We start from the raw sequence: 16,722 nt of genomic DNA on the forward strand, positions 1-16,722 counted from the left end.
TGAGTGTAAAAAAGACCGCCGGGTGGTGGTCTTTTTACAATTTCATTTCTTTTAATATCTCTACTCCGGCACTGGCGCCGATTCTATTTGCACCGGCTTCAATCAGCATAAGAGCCTGGTGCAAGGTTTTTATTCCGCCGGAGGCCTTGACACCTATTTGTTGGCCAACTGTTTGGCGCATCAGGGCGACATCTTCCACCGTGGCCCCGCCGGACCCAAAACCGGTACTGGTTTTGACAAAACGGGCTCCGCCCCTTTCGGCCAACAGACAGGCCCGGATTTTTTCCTCTGCGGTAAGAAAACAGGTTTCAATAATAACTTTAACCAAACCATCGGGATTAACAGCATGTACTGCTTCCACCACCGCCGCAATATCCGCCAGAACCAGCTCATCCCGGTGCTCCTTTAGCGCCCCGATATTGATCACCATATCTATTTCGCCGGCACCTGACCGGACAGCTTTGTCCGCCTCAAAGGCTTTGGACTTAATTGAAGCGGCTCCCAGAGGAAACCCGGCCACCGCGCACACTGCAACTGCAGAACCATTAAGCTGCTCCTTGGCCAGCGGCACATAAAACGGATTAACGCAAACTGCTGCAAAACCATATTCTTTTGCTTCTGCGCAAAGTTTAATAATATCAATACTGGTCGCCACCGGTTTCAACAAAGTATGGTCGATTAAACCCGCCAATTCCTGTGCACTGATCAATTTTTCATCTCCTTAAATACAAAAGAGGCACGCCTCTGGTTGGCTACGACACGCTGACGTCAACCAGGCTGCCGCCGGTTATCTCCATTAGTTTTTCAATCGATATCGGCAATAAAGAATTTGCGCTGCCGGCTGAAGTATATACCACCTCAAATCTTTGCATCGTTGCATCAAGGTATACCGGTATGTCTTGGACCAGGTTAAAGGGACAGACACCACCCACCTTGTAGCCGGTCACAGCTTCAACTTCAGTTGCAGAAGCCATTTTGGGTTTGCTGCCGATTAGATTTTTAACCTTTTTCTGATCTATTCGTTTGTCACCCGGTACGACAAATAACCCGTATGTATCCCCCGACCGAAATAAAATGGATTTGGCGATTTTGCCTGTTTCAACTCCCAAAACGTTAGCAGCTTCTTCCACTGTGCTTGTCTTTTCTTTAAAAACAATGGGCTCTATACTGGGATCATAAGACTGCACATATTTACGCACACGATCAATCAAGGTTTTTCCCTCCAAAAATAGCTTTCCTGACCATTATACCCGAAAAACAACAGCTTGTCCTGCAGGACAGCAAAGCGCCTGCCGCCGGTTTCGGCGCAACAAATGCTGTAGTTTTTTTTCATTTGTCTGCAACATGTTATTTTATCAGACCAAATTTTCATATTTTCTTAGCTGCTGTCGCCAAAATAATAGTAAAATTTTAAGCCGCATAACATTGTGTCTTTCTTTAAAAAATAATGTTGAAATAAATCAGGAGGTGTTGAAATATGCATCATGCATTGGGAACCAATCCTTTTTTGCAACACGCAGTTCGCCATGGTCAAATGTTATTGGCGGAGTCCAACAGGTCGGTGGAAGTCTCCCGCAGCCTCGTTTCCGCCTGTGACAATATAATTATGTCTATTAATTCCGGCAACTTGCAAGGTGCGCTTAGCGCGGCCCAAAATGCCAGGAATATGTCGGCTCAAATCGCCCAGGCAACCCAGCAGTTAAACCAAACCATCAATGAGCGCATGGAGATGGCCGGATATATTTTAAACCGCATCCAATTCAGGCTTAATGACCTGTCCAGAGCGCTGCAAAGCGTCAGGGAATCCAATACCGGCTACGCCAACCGGGGTGTGTATCCCAACCAGGGGGCATATTTTACCCAGGGTATGCCTAACCAGGGCTTTTATCAACAAACACAGCAGCACATGATGTAGTAAGGAAAAAAAAGCCGCTGGTATAAGCGGCTTTTTTTGGCGCTGTAAGGGCGATCGAATATGTCCGCCCGCCCCGTGCTCATTTGACAGTTTACTTTAACTCCCGGCCCTCCTGTTTGATATCACTGATCCTGGTTAAAGCCGGCGGGTGGCTGTAACTAAACCACCGGATGAAGTTTGGCGGGGACACGTCGGAAAGGTTCTTAACGGCCAAATTAACCTCAAGCTGAACAGCCCCGGGAACATCGCCGGTGAGCATCACGGAAACCCGGTCGGCTTCACGCTCCATGCCCCTGGAAAAATAGTTTTGCAGGGGGCTCCCTACAAAAGACACCAGTAAGAAGAATAACAAAATCACCGCCCAGGTGTAGGGTGGATAATATCCGGCTGAAGGCACCATGCTCCGCAAAACCAGGAACAGCACCAGCCAAATTAAAAAATTGGCGGCAACACCCATTAGCAAACCTTTGATGATATGCCCCTGCTTCCAGTGAGCCATCTCGTGGGCCACAACGGCCTTCACCTGATTCATAGGGTAATCGGACAGCAGGTTGTCATAAAGTACGATTCGTTTAGTACCAAACAGCCCGGTAAAGTAAGCGTTGGCCCTGGTGGTCCGCTTGCTGGCATCCATCACCAGTACCTGGTCAACCGGCAGCCGGGCTTTTTGGGCAAGCTGTTGCACCATCGCCGTTACTTCGGGGTCACGAACCGGCTCAAACCGGTTGAATAAAGGAGATATAAGTACCGGCCAGAGCAAGCTCTGCAGCACCAGCCAGAGTGATACCAGAGCAGCTGTAATTAACCACCAGAAGCTCGGCCAACGCCCGATAATGCCAAAGAGTATTGCCACCCCGGCGGCGGAAAGAACCAGTTCCAGCCCGGAACTTTTAATATAATCAGACCACCACGCCCCCAGCGTCTGGGTTGAAAACCCCCAGTGATGCTGCCAAAAGAAACTGGTGTATAAATCAAAGGGAAGTGAAATCAGTTTTAAGATCAGCCATAAAACTAAAAAAAACAATACATACGACCAGATGGACCGGCCGGTAATTTGCTGGAAGAAACGGGAAATGGCAACGGCCCTGCCCCCAAAGACCAGCCAAATCAAAAAAGCAGCCTGGGCTAAAAAACTTAAGGCAAACAATAACCCGGGCACAAAACTGTATGCCCGGCCGTCATGCACCTGCTGTTCGGAAAAATAATTTAAAACTTCCGGATTTACCCGGCCCGGGAATAGTGTAAACCAAATATAAAGCAGGCAGAAAAAACCGGCAGCAACGATCAGCAGCAGCCACAATCCGTTAATTTTTAATTGCAGTTTAATCACTCCCAAAATGACTTTTCATTACCTCCGAAATTCAGGCATAGCAAACCTGTGCGATGAAACAATAATAGCAGGAGGTGAAATAATGAAAGGCAATACGACAAACTGGGCAGTTCTTGTTACAGGCGCAGCTGTAGCCGGATTAGGCAGAGTCATAGGCGGCACCCTTGGTGCAGGAATAACCGGATTTGGACTTGCACACGTCGCTCGAGGTGTTCTTGACCAATTCCGTCCCAGCGTCAAATACTAGATAAAAATAATTTCCATCATTTAACATTATATCATATAAAAAAGCCCCCGGCTAAATATTATTTCCAGCCTGGAGGGCTTTATTTTCCTTTTAATGTTTCCATCCGTTCCAGTACTAGTTTTTTCCTATCTTCTCCCGTCTCTTCGTTTAAAACCCCCTCACCCAGCAGTTTTTCCACCGCCTGGTGTTCAGCGTAAAGCAATTTTTTACGAACAGTGTACTCCTGCTCTTGAAGCAGCTCAGGATTTTTCTGGTATAAAGCCGCTAATTCCTCGTTAACCCTTGCAATGCGATCACTGTTTTCTTTTCTAAGCCGGTCAAATACAACAGGGGAAACCCTGCCGCCGGCACGCATGCGGACAAGCTCTTTGTCAGCAGCCAGAGCCTGCTGCAGTTCAAAGGACAGATGTTCATATTCAGACAGTCCCCGGACAGTTTTTTGCAATCCCAACAGCCGGATAAAAGGCGATATAGTGGTACCCTGCACCACCAGCGAGAAAAAAACCACTCCGAAAGTCATCGCGATAAGCATCTCTCTGCCGCTGGTACCAAGTGGCAAACTCAGGGCCAGGGCCAGGGAAAGCGAACCCTTTAAACCGCCCCAGTTTAAAATGTGTTTCCAGGTGCACGGCATTTTTAGCCGGGAGGTGGTCAAATATACAGCTGCAGCACGGCCCAGCACGACCAGCAATATTCCGGTGGCAATGAAAGACGCGTGATCTGCCATATTGATGCGTGAAATCTCCAAACCCACCAGAATAAATACCAGTGAATTGGCAACCAGGGTAATGATATCCCAAAATACGGAAATACTTAAACGGGTTGTGGGTGTCATCCCAACATCTTTGCCGTAGTTGCCCAGCACCAGTCCGGCGGCAACAACGGCAATTACACCGGAAACATGCAAGTATTCGGAAACAAAATAAGCGCCGTAAAATAAAACCACGGAAAAGGCAATTTCCAGGGGGTAGTCGTCGTAGTACTTAAACAACTGCGATAAAATAAAGCCCATAGCCAGGCCTACCACCATGCCTCCGGCCGCAACCTTGAAAAACTCGGTCAGGCCGGCCGCTATACCCCATGGCCCCATTGCCACCATGGAAGCCAGAGAATATGCGGAGATCTTAAACAGCACCACCGCCACCCCGTCGTTAATCAGGCTTTCCCCTTCCATGATCACTGCCAGGCGGCGGTTTACCCCCAGACTTTTAAAAACCGAAATCACGCTGACCGGATCGGTTGCGGCCATCAGCGCACCAAAAACCAGGGCTGTTTGCAAAGGCAGGTTTAATGCCCAGTGAGCCAGTCCCCCCGTTACCAGATAGGCGATCAAGGTACCGCCAAAAGCCAGTATAATTATGGGGCCGCGGTTCTCACGGACATGTTCAAAAGACAGTTTAAGGGAAGCTTCACCCAGCAGCGCGGGCAAAAAAACGGCAATTATTGCCGTTCTAAAGACTTCATCAGAAGCAAAATAATCCCTTAATTGGTCAAGCACCCCCCAGGCGGGAATAACTCCGATCACCGCGCCTATCAGCACCAGTGCTATGGGGTATGGTTTGTTCAGCTTTTTGGCTATAGCCGTAACGCCAATTGATATGGCCATTAGGATTAAGATCATTTCAATACTGTGCTCAATCATTAAAAGGGACTCCTAACATTTTAACGATTTTTAATAATTACAGGAGACAGGCGTCAGGAGTCAGAATAAAAAAATGGTCACTAGTCTTTAGCATTCTGACTCCTGACTCCTAGCCTTTTCATTATATTATTGCCTTTGATCTTAATGTCAATTAAATGTTTCATTGATATTCCCGTTATCGTCGTTGATTTCCATAATTATAGCATTTACACATTAGAGGTGTCAGCCGCCACGTGAAATTTAATCAATGCAATAATACAGAAAATTTGTTAATCTATATTTAAAGCAGCTAACTATATAGCACCTGTAACTACTTTTGGAATCGGGAGTCAGTATGAAAACCGGCTTACGGGATTCCGAATACCTGAACAGCAGCATTAAAAGTACCAGAAACGAGAAGGGGGCAATTGGTTTTGGAAGACTATATCAGGGAGTACAGTGAAAGAACACCCGGTTCCCGTGTCATGTACCAGCGGGCTGTTAAAGTCATGCCCGGAGGGGTTTCCCACAATATGCGCTACTTTGCGCCTTACCCTATATACATAAAGGAAACTGCCGGCTCCAAGATTAAAGACCTTGACGGCAATGAGTACATTGATCTGTGGATGGGGCATTACACGCACATCCTGGGCCACCAGCCCGAAGCCATAGCCGGGATGGTGCGGGAAGCCGTGAATAGGGGCACGCACTGGGGATTTGTAAACCACTACCAGGTTGAACTGGCTGAAAAAATTAGCCAAATCGTTCCCTGCGCGGAAATGATGAAATTCGGCGTATCGGGCACCGAGGCCACCATGTACGCGGTAAGGCTGGCCCGGGCCTACACGGGAAGGAAAACTATCCTTAAAGCACGGGGCGGCTGGCACGGGGCAAATTCCGAATTGAGCAAAGCTGTCCATGAACCAATGGATGTTCCCGAAAGCGCGGGTATATTACCCCAAGCAGTTCAATATACGGAAACATTTTCCTACAACGACCTGGAGGGCACCATAGCAGCCATCAGGAAGGCCGGGGACGACCTGGCCGGAATTATTATCGAAGGTGTGGGGCAGCTGTTCATTCCTCCCAAGCCCGGCTACCTTGAAACAGTGCGTAATGAAATACAAAAAGCCGGTGCTTTATTTATCCTGGATGAAGTTATAACCGGACTTAGGCTGTCACTGCAGGGCGTCCAGGGACGGTTTAACGTCAAACCGGATCTTTGTACCATGGGCAAAGTGCTGGGCGGCGGTATGAATATCAGCCTGGTGGCAGGCAAAAAAGAAATACTGGGACTTGCCAGCCCCACTTCCGGACTACCCAAAGGGCAGGGGGTGTTGATGGGCGGCGGCACTTTCTCCTGTATGCCGCTAGCCATGCTTGCCAGCCTGGCCATGGTCGGCCACCTGGAAGCAAACGCCGCGGCAATCTATCCCGCTCTGGAGAAAAAAGGCCGCCGCGTGCGGGAAGGGATGGAAAAAGCTATGCATGCAACCGGTATTAACGCAAAATGCACCGGCATCGGCTCGCTGTTTACCGTCTGCTTTCCCAAAGATGATACAGCGTTGAATAATATTGAAGCAGTAGAATCCAGTACCGACGTAAAGAAACGAGATCAGGAATTCCGCATCCGCATGATGAACAAAGGCATCTATACGGTTTATGGCGGTGGGGCCCTTTCCATGGCCCATACCGACGAAGACATAGACAGAATCATCAACGCCGCGGGAGAAACAGGCCGGGAGATGGCGGCAAAACTTTAGCTAACTAATTCCCACAATACCAAAAGCCTGCTCAAGCTTTTGCTGAAGCAGGCTTTAATTTGGGTTTTCCAGGTTTCAAACTCTAAACATTTAATATCTAAAGCGGTAGTTATTATTACGGCCAAGTTCTAAACTGGATGATGTTTACCTGAATTTTCTTTTTAACTGCCTGGTATCCCCCGGGCTGCCGCTGACTATTAATCGATCGCCCAGTTGGAGAACGGTATCTCCATGAGGAACTATAATCTCATTATTCCTGAAAATACGGATGACAAGGATATCCCCAAGAAAAGGGATTTCTCTAAGGCGCGTGTAGTGATATTGCTGGTTACCCAATTCTATCTCCTGAAGGTGTCCTTCATGACTAACCAAATTAATTAAGGTAGGATATTCAACAAATGCCTTAAGCAAAGTTTTGTTGGAAAAAAAGCTTGAAAACATCTGTATTTTCGAATCACCGGGCAGTTCCCGGTTAGTTTGATTTTCCACCCTGGCAATTACCTGTTTTACGCCGTTTTGTTCCGCTGCCTCCGCTACCTGTAAGTTCCACTCATCATGTGACGTAAAAGCAATGACAATATCGCTTTGAAAAGCGTTATGCTTATCAAGACTATCAAGGTCAAATTCCGGCAGCGTTATCACCTGATATGGACGTTGTGGCAATGCCTCGAGATTCGGATCATCCTGACCATAAATAGTCACCTTATACCCGTCTTTGATTAAATCCTGAGCGAGGGACAATGTCACGGTATTTCTCCCGACCAGAGAAACCTTGGTTGCTTCTTGATCTTCCACCGCAGGCAGCAATTTTTGAAAAATCACCGGCGAAACCATAACTGTTATTACTGCTGCCAAAACTAACGTGGTATTCAAGGTAGTGCTTACAATGCCCATTTTCATTCCTACAGCTGAAGCCGCTATGACCAGGCTAAGCGTTGAAGCAAGCAAAAAACCGGAACTAAGGGATTCCTTCCAGTTGAACCATAGCTTAAAAACCGGTACTAATACCAGTTTAGAAAGATAAAAAACCAGCAGCAGCAAAGGAAGCATGGACAAAGCGTTGGGATCGGCGACCAAACCTTTTAAATCCATGGCTGCCCCGACCATTACAAAAAAAATCGGTATCAAAAACCCATATCCGAAAGCATTTAACTGGTGAAGAAATTCTTTTTTGGGAGCAAGAGAGGATACTATCACTCCGGCCAGAAAGGCTCCCAAGATACTTTCAGCGCCTACCTTTTCTGAAAGTACAACAAAAAAGAGAATCAGGGCGAATACTCCCCGGGTACCGATTGAAACTGTTTCTTTCTTAATGTTTAATAACTTTTTGGAGCGGAAAGTATTGATGAGACGGTATGCGCCTAAAAATACAACAAAAAGGAGCAGCAAAAGAAAAAATTTAGTCATTCCTCCCTGGGAACGTAAAGAAACATAAACCGCGAGCAGAATCATAGTCATCAAATCAGCAATTATCGCCGTTAGCAGTACTATCTGACCATAGGAAGTTTCCAGTATTTCTTTTTCTTTCAAAACAGGCAAAATCACTCCGAGAGAAATGGTGGATATAATTAGGGTCATAAATACAGGTTCTTCTATTAACCCCAAACTTTTCAGACCGAAGGCAAGCAAAACGGAAGTTCCCAGAATTACCATAAAATTTATGATGCTAATCAGCAGCGGGTTAGGGCCGGTTTTCTTTTTTCCGGAATTTTGAATAGCTTCAAAATCAATTTCCAGCCCGCTAAGAAACATCAGATATATAATCCCGAACGTTGACAGCAAGTCTAACCAGTTATCCCGAACAATGACCCTTAAACCACTTTCGCCCAGTACTAATCCAACAATGATTTCGGCAACGACAACCGGAATGGCTTTTAGTCTTAATCTATGCAGAATTATTGGAGTAACAAATGCCGCGATTACAACTATCATCAGCGGGGTGACAGAGTGCTGACCTTCCATATACTTCCCCCATAGACTTGGCTTGTCAATGTTTTATCAAGCTTATCTTTATCTGTATCATCTCCATTTTTTAAAAACCAATTAAAACTGACTGTTTTCAAACAAAGAAAAAGCCTGCTCCAGCATAATACTGAAGCAGGCTTTTTCTTTTTATGTTTTAAGCGGGCAACACATCCACTACCGAGCCACTGGTTATTTTACAGAGCTGGTCTAAGGTTATCGGCAGCGCCGAATGCGGGGTACCCGCCGCAATATATACCACCTCAAACCGTTTCATTGATTCATCAAGATAAACAGGCACAGACTTTTTAAGAGCAAACGGGCAGACCCCGCCGATGGGATGGCCGGTAACCTCTATTACCTCTTCGGCAGAGGCCAGCTTGGGCTTGCTGCCCAGCAAAGCTTTAACTTTCTTGGTATTGGCCCGTACATCCCCGGCTGTAACAAACAAGGCGTAATTATCACCCGCCCTGAATAAAATTGTTTTGGCAATCATGGCAGGTTCCACGCCCAGCGCCCGGGCCGCTTCCTCAACTGTCGCCGTCTTTTCGTTAAATTCAATGGGAACAAGCTTCGGATCAAATTTACTTATGTAGTCTTTAACGCTGTCAATAGACACCTTTTACTCTCCTCGTTTCATTATTTAAAAATATCCGTTTCCTTCATCCAAACTGCCAGTTCATCAAGTTTTCCGGCCCAGTCCGGTTTTAAGTCCGATTGGTCGTTATCAATAACATAATCAGTCACCAGGTAAGTTTTAAAACCTAATGAGCCGGCAACAATATCCTTACCAACATCGTTACCCACCATCAAACACTCTTGCGGGGCCAGCTTTAACCTGGAGGCTATTTCGTCGTAGTATTCCAGGTATGGTTTGCAAAAGTGCATGTCCTCATAGCTGGTGACAATTTCCCACGGCAAGTCTTCAATCCCGGCCCAGGCCATCCGGTCCGTAATGGCCGAGCGGGGGAATAACGGATTTGTTGCCAGCACTATTTTGGCCCCCTTATCCAGCACGGCCTGAACAACTTCACGCGCACTTTCGCTGGGTTTGGCCAACCAGGACAGGTTGCGGAACTTCTCCGCATAAAAATTTTCAATCAATGGTGTAAGGTTATCAATACAGTCACTCAACCTTTCAGTGAAGTCAGCCCAAAACACGTCGGAATTTGTCCTTTGCGGGTTACGATCATGTATCATTTGATATGTGCTCTCAAGCAGAGCGTCAGTAAACCGTTGCGGTTGTACTAACGGCGCCGCTACGTTGGCAACTTCTTTAAAGTAGATTTTCATAAATTCTTGGGTCTCCAATTGCAATAGAGTTCCGTCAAGATCAAACAAAACCGCTTTCACCAATCTGTACCTACCTCCTGTAACTAATCCTATAAAAGAAAGTATAGCATAATTTGCAACACTTTTTTAAAGCCTAAACAAACTTTAGGTTTGCATGAACAGGCCACGGACTTTGACCGCTGAAAATTTTTAATACCCTAAATGCCGCCGAAAATCATGTTATAATAATACTTACTAACCAAACGGGGGGGGGGTAACACATGGAAGAAATACTAAAACAAATATTGGGCGAGGTCAAAGGCTTAAAGCAAGATGTTGGCGAGCTTAAAGGTTTAAGGCAAGATGTACAAGGCTTACAGCAAGCTATGCGAGGCTTAAAACAGGATGTGGGCGAGCTTAAAACCAGCATGGTTAAAATAGAATCCCGCATTGAAAACGAAGTTATTGAAAAAATCCGCGCTTTGTTCGATGCCAGGGAAGTACAGCAGGATGTTAACCAGCGGGTAATCTCTACTTTGGATCGGATTGAAGCAAAGATAGACGTGTTACAGCTTGAAACCGCACATATCCGCCGGGTAAAATAAAAACCCTTAGAAAATTGCCGGGAGTTATTCCCAAAAATACTTTCCGGCGTGTGAGCAAAAGCTAAAATATGATGAAAAAATGCGGCTTCCCTTAATTGAAAGTAGACTCCCATAATAAGTTAAGGGCCAGGCCTTTAACCTATTTTAAGTGGACAAAATTTTGCTCCTTCCTTAGCCCTATTACCAACAAATTCGATAGGGGCATCCAGTCCTGCCGGTAATAACCCGATGTTCCTCAGAGTCTCCAGCTTCAGATGAAAACCAAATGCACCGGTAATGTAAAATTTTTCCACATATCCCAAATCTGAGTTCAGGCGGTCAACATAGATATTATCCAAAGGCACGTTGTTTCTAATCTAAGATGTAGTGTTAAATCTTGATTTTTTTACAGTAATCCTCAACAACATAGCTATAAACATGATTAACATTGGGTCAGGCGTCTAACTATAAAGGCCCGTCATGCAACGGGCCTTTTCTTCCACTGTTGTTTTAAGCGGTTTATTTAAAACCTTCTCTCCAGTCTTTAGCAGATAGCATACTTTCAATGGCTTCCTTATCCATTCCGGTTTTCTTGATAACACAGCAGAATTCACCTTGCATCAGGTAAACCAGGCATGCATTGCAGGATACGCAGTCAGCATTCTCTTTTCCGATTCCCTTTAGCCAGCGATTTGGCAGGTCCGGCTCAGATATCAGAGGACGGCACAGTGAAAGATAATCGACCTTTCCTTCACTTAGCAGATTTTCCATTCGCTCAATGTTCCGGTGACCGCCCACCAGTATTAACGGCAATCCCACATCTATATTTTTTACATAATCATAATAATAAGACTGCTTCTCCGGGGTAGAAATCCTGACTCGTGATTCAGGTATCGGCACAGGGAAAAATCCCAGCTCTTCTTCAGAGCGCACCAGGCAATCCCACATGCCCCCGCTAACTTCGATGGCATCAACTCCCGTGGTTTCCATCTCTTTAATTAATTCAGCAAAATTGTCTTTAGAAATACCGCCTTCAACAAAATCATCACAGTTCATTTTTATTAATATAGGAAAACTGCCAACACTTATTCTTGCCTGGGAGATTATATCTTTTACTATATTTACCCTGTTCTTAGCGGAGCCCCCAAATCTATCCGTTCGCCTGTTGGTATATGGAGAAAGAAAAGAGCTCAGCAAATACCCATGACAGGCATGGAGCTGCACACCGTCAAACCCCGCTTTCTTTACTCTTACAATTGAGTCCGCAAAGGCTTTTATCAATGAGTGAATTTGATTTACAGTAAGTTCCCTGGCTTTTTTAACCAGAATGGGGGATTCTACGACCGATGGCCCGACACAATCGGCGAGGTTGTTATGGTCTAATACCTGCCGTCCGGCATGGTTGAGCTGAGCTATAATTGCACACCGGTTATCGGTTTGGTGGACAATATCAGCGATTTTAGATATTTCCGGAATGTATTCATCACTGTAAATGCATATTTGTCTGGCCATGGTTTTGTTTGACGGTATAACCGCCATTACTCCGGTTATAATCATTCCTACTCCACCCGCTGCAAGATCTTTATATATTTTCAGCACCTCATCAATTGTCTTTCCGTCAGTGGTCATTTTACTATCGCCGGTTGCAGACCTTACAAGCCTATTTTTCAAAACCAGATTGGCAATCCTTCCCTCGGAAAATACTTTATAGCTTTCCCTGCTCATTTACCTACCCCCTTATCATATTAAATATTAGCTTTGAAGTATTGGCCTCATTTGAGTCCAATTTGTCCTCCCCCACATCTAAATCATAGCTGAAGCTAAGGGTATAATCTTGAGGTTTTTTACAGTATTTATAAGGAAAAGAATTACCTGGTGTGCGCCTTAATATCAATAGTTTGTTTTTTATCAAGGCTCCTTAGTTCCACAAATAACCAAATTCCTGTTATAACCGAGGCTAAAAAATCCGATAATGGGATAGCTACCAATACTCCAAACAATTGAAAATACTTCGGCAGGATAAGCAGGGCCGGAACCAAAAAGAACACCTGTCTTGACAAAGTCAGAAACATGGCTTGTTTTGGTTTCCCCACAGCTTGAAAATAACCTGGAACTATTATCTGTAAACCTAAAAGAGGTAGGGCGATCATTGAGAATCTCATGACATAGCTCCCAAAAGCGATGAATTCTTCGTCATGGCTATTAAATAGAGACATTATCTGTTGGGGAAACAGCATTATAATAAAAAATCCGGATATTGTCAGGATAGTTGCCACAGCAATGCCAGACTTAATAGTTTTCTTTATTCTTTCGGGCTTTTGGGCTCCATAGTTAAACCCTATGATTGGCTGAATACCCTGGCTGATTCCTAATACCGGCAGTATCATGAGAAAAAAGATACTAAAGGATGCCCCCATAGCTGATACAGCCACGTCACCCCCGTAATAAGCAAGTTTTTTGTTCATAATGATACTGGAAAAGCAGCCAGCTATCTGCATTATGAAAGAAGCAGCGCCAATTGACAGGATTGATGCTGCTTCCTTAATTAGGAGCCTTATATTTTTTACCCGGATTTTAAGGTAGCTCTTTCCGCCGAGAAAGTGACCCATGACCCAGGCAGCCGATACCGCCTGAGAAATTATGGTTGCCAGCGCCGCTCCCTTTATTCCCCACTTAAAGGAAAAAATAAATATAGGCGCCAGTATTGTATTAATAACCGCTCCGATAAGCATGGTCAACATTGCCTTCCGGGGTCTTCCCTCTGCACGGATAAAATAGTTCATACCCAATGCGGTCATCTGAAATATGGTTCCTAACATAATAACTCTCATATAATCCCCGGCATAGGGCAATACATAGCTGCTTGCTCCAAAGACTCTTAAAATTGGATCTACAAATGACCGGCCTAATATTGTTATTATAATGGCGAGTATTATCAACAGAGCCAGTGAATTCCCTATTATACTCTCAGCTTCTTCCACTTTCTTTTCACCAAGTTTGATTGAAACCAGCAAAGCTCCCCCTGTACCGATCATGGCTGCACACGCCCCCATTATCAGCATAATTGGGAATACCAGTGTAATACCTGCGATACCAAGGGAACCGGCCCCATTGCCAATGAAAATCCTATCTATAATATTATAAAGGGCGTTAATAAGCAGAGCGACAACCACCGGCAGGGAGAATGTCAATAACAGCTTTGGGATGCTCTCTTCGCCTAACTGCCTTATATTATCCTCATGGATACCTTTCACAAAAAACCCCCCTTCCGCAATATCTAAAATGATACCCGAGAAGGGGGGGAAAAATCTTGAGTTTTTTTACAGTAAACCTAAAATAACAGACAGAGGGACAGGGAGTTGTCTGTATCTGTTTTGAAATGGGATGTATGTATTTGCTGTTCCGCTTATCGCTTTTTTGATGTCGCTTAAGGTGTTAACGGTTATCATGTTATCACTTTCTTTTAGAGCAAGCTTAAAACTTACATCTAGTTTTCTTTACTCTGTCCAATGTCTTTCTTTCACGTTCAACGCAGGGCGTGAAGTATGAACAACATAGTATTCCTTTTCAGGATGGGCTTTGTGGAGTTGCACATATTGGCGTAATGCTCCGTTATTATCCTCACCAAATACTTCAACAAGCTGAATGCTTTCTATGATACGATTGTCACCTTCTGTATAAGCTTCAACTGCTTCAATAATTAGGCAGTTAATCCCTGAAACAACGGCATCTTTCAATCTTATTACTACAGTACCTGATGACTTTGAGTCGCCAGCTGCAAGATGTGGCTTTAACATTTCAAGACCAACCTTCATCGTTTGTGCAGCTCTCAGCATCTCCGGCACAAACAAGGTTTAATACCCAAAAAAAAATAGGGCTTTTTATAGCCCCATTTTTTATATGAACAGGTTAACATTGGCCTCATCCGCTTCGCCCAGGTAAGTTGCCACCCCGGCATACTCCAGACCGTCCATCAATTCTTCTTCTCTGATCCCCATCACATCCATGGACATGGTGCAGGCGATCATTTTAATACCTTGGTCCTTAGCCGTTTGGATCAGTTCCGGCAGTGAAGTTACATTTTGCTGTTTCATTACCATTTTCATCATTGTGGCGCCCATACCGCCGAAGTTCATCTTGGAAATTCCCAGCTTGTCGGCGCCCCTGGGCATCATTTTGCCGAACATCCACTGCAGGAAGCTTTTCTTGGTTGTTGCTACATTCTCGGGCTTCCTTAATGCATTTAAGCCCCAAAAGGTAAAGAACAGAGTTACATCGTCGCCCATGGCGGCGGCCCCGTTGGCGATAATAAATGCCGCCATAACTTTATCCAGATCGCCGCTGAAAACGATGATCGTTTTTTTGGTGGTGTCCATCACCATTCCTCCCCAGGATTTGTAATATATTCAAAAAACTAAACCAGGCTATTTAGAAAAGTTGAAGTCAGTTTTATTACAAAATACTCCAGGTGCCTGACACCTCAGCAACCTTGCCTTGTCGCGCGTGCTTTGCCTGCGCCGCAGTAGGCCTGCACCAGGTAAGTTGAGATATCGCCCAAGTGCAACCGGTCACCGGCGGCTTTTTGCAGGTTCACGAAACAAATCGGGCACATGGTTACAGCATTGCTTGAAACCTTAATTAACTGGTCAAACCGTTTTTGGGCACCCGCCTTGGCTTTTTTGGGATAAAGGGATTCCGCCGGCCCGCCGCAGCAAAGGGTGAATTTTCCTGAATTCTCAGGCTCTTTAACGTCCATGCCGGCATTGGTCAGCAGAGTTCTTTGTTCATTTAAAACGTTTTCATAGCGGGCATAAACACAGGAATCATGAATTACAGCTTCCAGGTTCAGGCTGTTTTGGGGCTGGATTTTACGCTCAACTAAAACTTCCAGGTAACTTTTAACCTTCAGGTCGTATCCTTTGATCATCGTCGGGTATACCGATCTGAGCATATTGGTGGTATGGGGGTCCACGGTAATGACATTTTTAACGCCATGTTTTTTGAAAGTGTTGTATACCTTATGGGCATGTTCATTAAGCAGGTCATCTACGCCAAGGTCATAGATCAGCGCGCCCGAGTACAGCTCTTCCTCATAAAGATAGCCAAACTGCACTCCCGCCTGCTGCAGCAGCGTGGCGATGTTGACCAGGATCTGGTTGTAGGCTTCCTTCATACTCTTGGACGGCATCGCCATAAAGGCGGAGATATTGACAACCTTGTTGACCTGCCTGCCCAGCTTAATGAAGTTTACTAAAAAAGAGTCTTCAAGGCCGGCCTGGGCCTTGCTCATCGCCGCTATATAGGGGATCAGCTGGTACATCATTCCGGTGTAAAGCACTGTTTTTGTTCCCCTGGGCAAGCTCAGTCCCGAGGCCCATTTCGTGGCATTCCCGGCTGAAATGGGCAATACTGATTTCCTTTTCCTCAGGTTATCCGCTAAAATTCCTATGGTATCGCCAGTTGGCAACGGCATGGCTTTACTCTCCTTAAAGTTTAAAAACTTTTTTATTAATGTAGTATCTAAGGTACCTGACATTTTCCGCTATGCGTACCTGGGCCGGGCAATTGGCCTCGCACATTTTGCACAGCAGGCAGGAATAAATCGTTTCGGTGTTATCCAAAACCCTGTCTTCAATACCCAGCAGCACGTACCTGAACAGCTTCCTGGGGAGAAGCTCGATACCCATCGGGCAAACCGCGCTGCATACCCCGCAGTTCATACATGCTGAGGCATTGAATTCACCCTTGCTGACCGCATCAACAAATTCGGGATTAACCAGCGCCATTATTTCCCCTCCTCCGGAACCGCCCGGTATTTAAAATAACCGTCGTCTTCTTCCGTTTCTGCAACCTGACCGTATTTGCGCATGCCCATCACCCAGTACATAACCTCATGGGAAGGACGACCTATGGCCTGCGCGATTTCCGGCACGGTCATAGGCTCATCTTGCAGCGCGGCCAATATTTTCACCCGCATCAGCATTTCATCTCTGATGATTTCCCTTACATCTCTAATTACACCCTTCAT

General features: G+C 45.5%; 20 protein-coding genes. 4 read left to right on the forward strand and 16 right to left on the reverse strand.

The annotated features are described in order from the left end of the window. Window positions 1–34 precede the first annotated feature (34 nt). From deoC to BM056_RS27260, 3 genes are read right to left on the reverse strand one after another with little or no spacing between them, the layout of a single operon-like run. Complete coding sequence (gene deoC / locus BM056_RS12120) at window positions 35–706, reverse strand: deoxyribose-phosphate aldolase (protein ID WP_207648189.1); 672 nt, start codon at window positions 704–706, stop codon at window positions 35–37. Window positions 707–752: 46 nt separating this feature from the next. Beyond that, window positions 753–1,211 carry a YbaK/EbsC family protein gene (locus BM056_RS12125; protein WP_207648182.1) on the reverse strand — a complete coding sequence of 153 codons (459 nt, stop codon included), beginning with the start codon at window positions 1,209–1,211 and terminating at the stop codon, window positions 753–755. Beyond that, window positions 1,208–1,333 (reverse strand): hypothetical protein, encoded by a 126-nt coding sequence (locus BM056_RS27260; RefSeq protein WP_274377542.1) that lies wholly within the window; start codon window positions 1,331–1,333, stop codon window positions 1,208–1,210. Before BM056_RS27260 ends, BM056_RS12125 begins: the two co-directional genes overlap by 4 nt. A 144-nt stretch (window positions 1,334–1,477) precedes the next feature. On the opposite strand from BM056_RS27260, the gene BM056_RS12130 reads away from it, so the two are divergent. After that, window positions 1,478–1,915, forward strand: a complete 438-nt coding sequence (locus BM056_RS12130; protein WP_092471676.1) for a hypothetical protein — start codon at window positions 1,478–1,480, stop codon at window positions 1,913–1,915. Window positions 1,916–2,006: 91 nt separating this feature from the next. Here BM056_RS12130 and BM056_RS12135 read toward each other — a convergent pair whose 3' ends face one another. Further along, window positions 2,007–3,236, reverse strand: a complete 1,230-nt coding sequence (locus BM056_RS12135) for a M48 family metallopeptidase (protein ID WP_092471769.1) — start codon at window positions 3,234–3,236, stop codon at window positions 2,007–2,009. Between the two features lie 91 nt (window positions 3,237–3,327). Between BM056_RS12135 and BM056_RS26230 the strand changes: the two genes are divergently transcribed. Beyond that, window positions 3,328–3,492 (forward strand): hypothetical protein, encoded by a 165-nt coding sequence (locus BM056_RS26230; RefSeq protein WP_165613500.1) that lies wholly within the window; start codon window positions 3,328–3,330, stop codon window positions 3,490–3,492. Between the two features lie 79 nt (window positions 3,493–3,571). On the opposite strand, the gene BM056_RS12140 is transcribed toward BM056_RS26230, so the two are convergent. Further along, complete coding sequence (locus BM056_RS12140; protein WP_092471677.1) at window positions 3,572–5,134, reverse strand: cation:proton antiporter; 1,563 nt, start codon at window positions 5,132–5,134, stop codon at window positions 3,572–3,574. 413 nt (window positions 5,135–5,547) lie between these two features. On the opposite strand from BM056_RS12140, the gene BM056_RS12145 reads away from it, so the two are divergent. Next, window positions 5,548–6,876, forward strand: a complete 1,329-nt coding sequence (locus tag BM056_RS12145; protein WP_092471678.1) for an aspartate aminotransferase family protein — start codon at window positions 5,548–5,550, stop codon at window positions 6,874–6,876. A gap of 144 nt (window positions 6,877–7,020) precedes the next feature. On the opposite strand, the gene BM056_RS12150 is transcribed toward BM056_RS12145, so the two are convergent. The 3 genes from BM056_RS12150 to BM056_RS12160 form a co-directional block, all read right to left on the reverse strand. Next, entirely contained in the window at window positions 7,021–8,838 is a 1,818-nt protein-coding gene (locus BM056_RS12150) for a monovalent cation:proton antiporter family protein (RefSeq protein ID WP_092471679.1), read from the reverse strand. A gap of 157 nt (window positions 8,839–8,995) precedes the next feature. Beyond that, on the reverse strand, window positions 8,996–9,457 hold the full coding sequence (locus BM056_RS12155; protein ID WP_092471680.1) for a YbaK/EbsC family protein: 462 nt from the start codon (window positions 9,455–9,457) through the stop codon (window positions 8,996–8,998). Window positions 9,458–9,477: 20 nt separating this feature from the next. Continuing rightward, window positions 9,478–10,191, reverse strand: a complete 714-nt coding sequence (locus BM056_RS12160) for an HAD family hydrolase (RefSeq protein WP_238456445.1) — start codon at window positions 10,189–10,191, stop codon at window positions 9,478–9,480. A gap of 200 nt (window positions 10,192–10,391) precedes the next feature. On the opposite strand from BM056_RS12160, the gene BM056_RS12165 reads away from it, so the two are divergent. Further along, a complete protein-coding gene (locus tag BM056_RS12165; RefSeq protein ID WP_092471682.1) occupies window positions 10,392–10,715 on the forward strand; it encodes a hypothetical protein in 324 nt (107 codons plus the stop codon). A gap of 134 nt (window positions 10,716–10,849) precedes the next feature. On the opposite strand, the gene BM056_RS12170 is transcribed toward BM056_RS12165, so the two are convergent. The 8 genes from BM056_RS12170 to BM056_RS12205 all read right to left on the reverse strand — a co-directional run bounded on the left by BM056_RS12170 (window position 10,850) and on the right by BM056_RS12205 (window position 16,722). Continuing rightward, window positions 10,850–11,059, reverse strand: a complete 210-nt coding sequence (locus BM056_RS12170; protein ID WP_092471683.1) for an ASKHA domain-containing protein — start codon at window positions 11,057–11,059, stop codon at window positions 10,850–10,852. 154 nt (window positions 11,060–11,213) lie between these two features. Continuing rightward, a complete protein-coding gene (locus BM056_RS12175; RefSeq protein ID WP_092471684.1) occupies window positions 11,214–12,419 on the reverse strand; it encodes an NADH:flavin oxidoreductase in 1,206 nt (401 codons plus the stop codon). A gap of 143 nt (window positions 12,420–12,562) precedes the next feature. Then, a complete protein-coding gene (locus BM056_RS12180) occupies window positions 12,563–13,948 on the reverse strand; it encodes an MATE family efflux transporter (RefSeq protein ID WP_092471685.1) in 1,386 nt (461 codons plus the stop codon). Window positions 13,949–14,191: 243 nt separating this feature from the next. Next, window positions 14,192–14,545, reverse strand: coding sequence for a hypothetical protein (locus BM056_RS12185; protein ID WP_238456439.1), 354 nt, complete (start codon window positions 14,543–14,545; stop codon window positions 14,192–14,194). A gap of 45 nt (window positions 14,546–14,590) precedes the next feature. After that, a complete protein-coding gene (locus BM056_RS12190) occupies window positions 14,591–15,070 on the reverse strand; it encodes a DsrE/DsrF/DrsH-like family protein (protein WP_207648183.1) in 480 nt (159 codons plus the stop codon). Between the two features lie 104 nt (window positions 15,071–15,174). Further along, a complete protein-coding gene (locus BM056_RS12195) occupies window positions 15,175–16,167 on the reverse strand; it encodes a heterodisulfide reductase-related iron-sulfur binding cluster (protein WP_092471687.1) in 993 nt (330 codons plus the stop codon). A 13-nt stretch (window positions 16,168–16,180) separates the two neighbouring features. Further along, window positions 16,181–16,480 (reverse strand): 4Fe-4S dicluster domain-containing protein, encoded by a 300-nt coding sequence (locus tag BM056_RS12200; protein ID WP_092471688.1) that lies wholly within the window; start codon window positions 16,478–16,480, stop codon window positions 16,181–16,183. Continuing rightward, a complete protein-coding gene (locus BM056_RS12205; RefSeq protein WP_092471689.1) occupies window positions 16,480–16,722 on the reverse strand; it encodes a MarR family transcriptional regulator in 243 nt (80 codons plus the stop codon). Before BM056_RS12205 ends, BM056_RS12200 begins: the two co-directional genes overlap by 1 nt.

The sequence above is a fragment of the Desulfotruncus arcticus DSM 17038 genome (assembly GCF_900113335.1).
Classification (GTDB): domain Bacteria; phylum Bacillota; class Desulfotomaculia; order Desulfotomaculales; family Desulfallaceae; genus Desulfotruncus; species Desulfotruncus arcticus.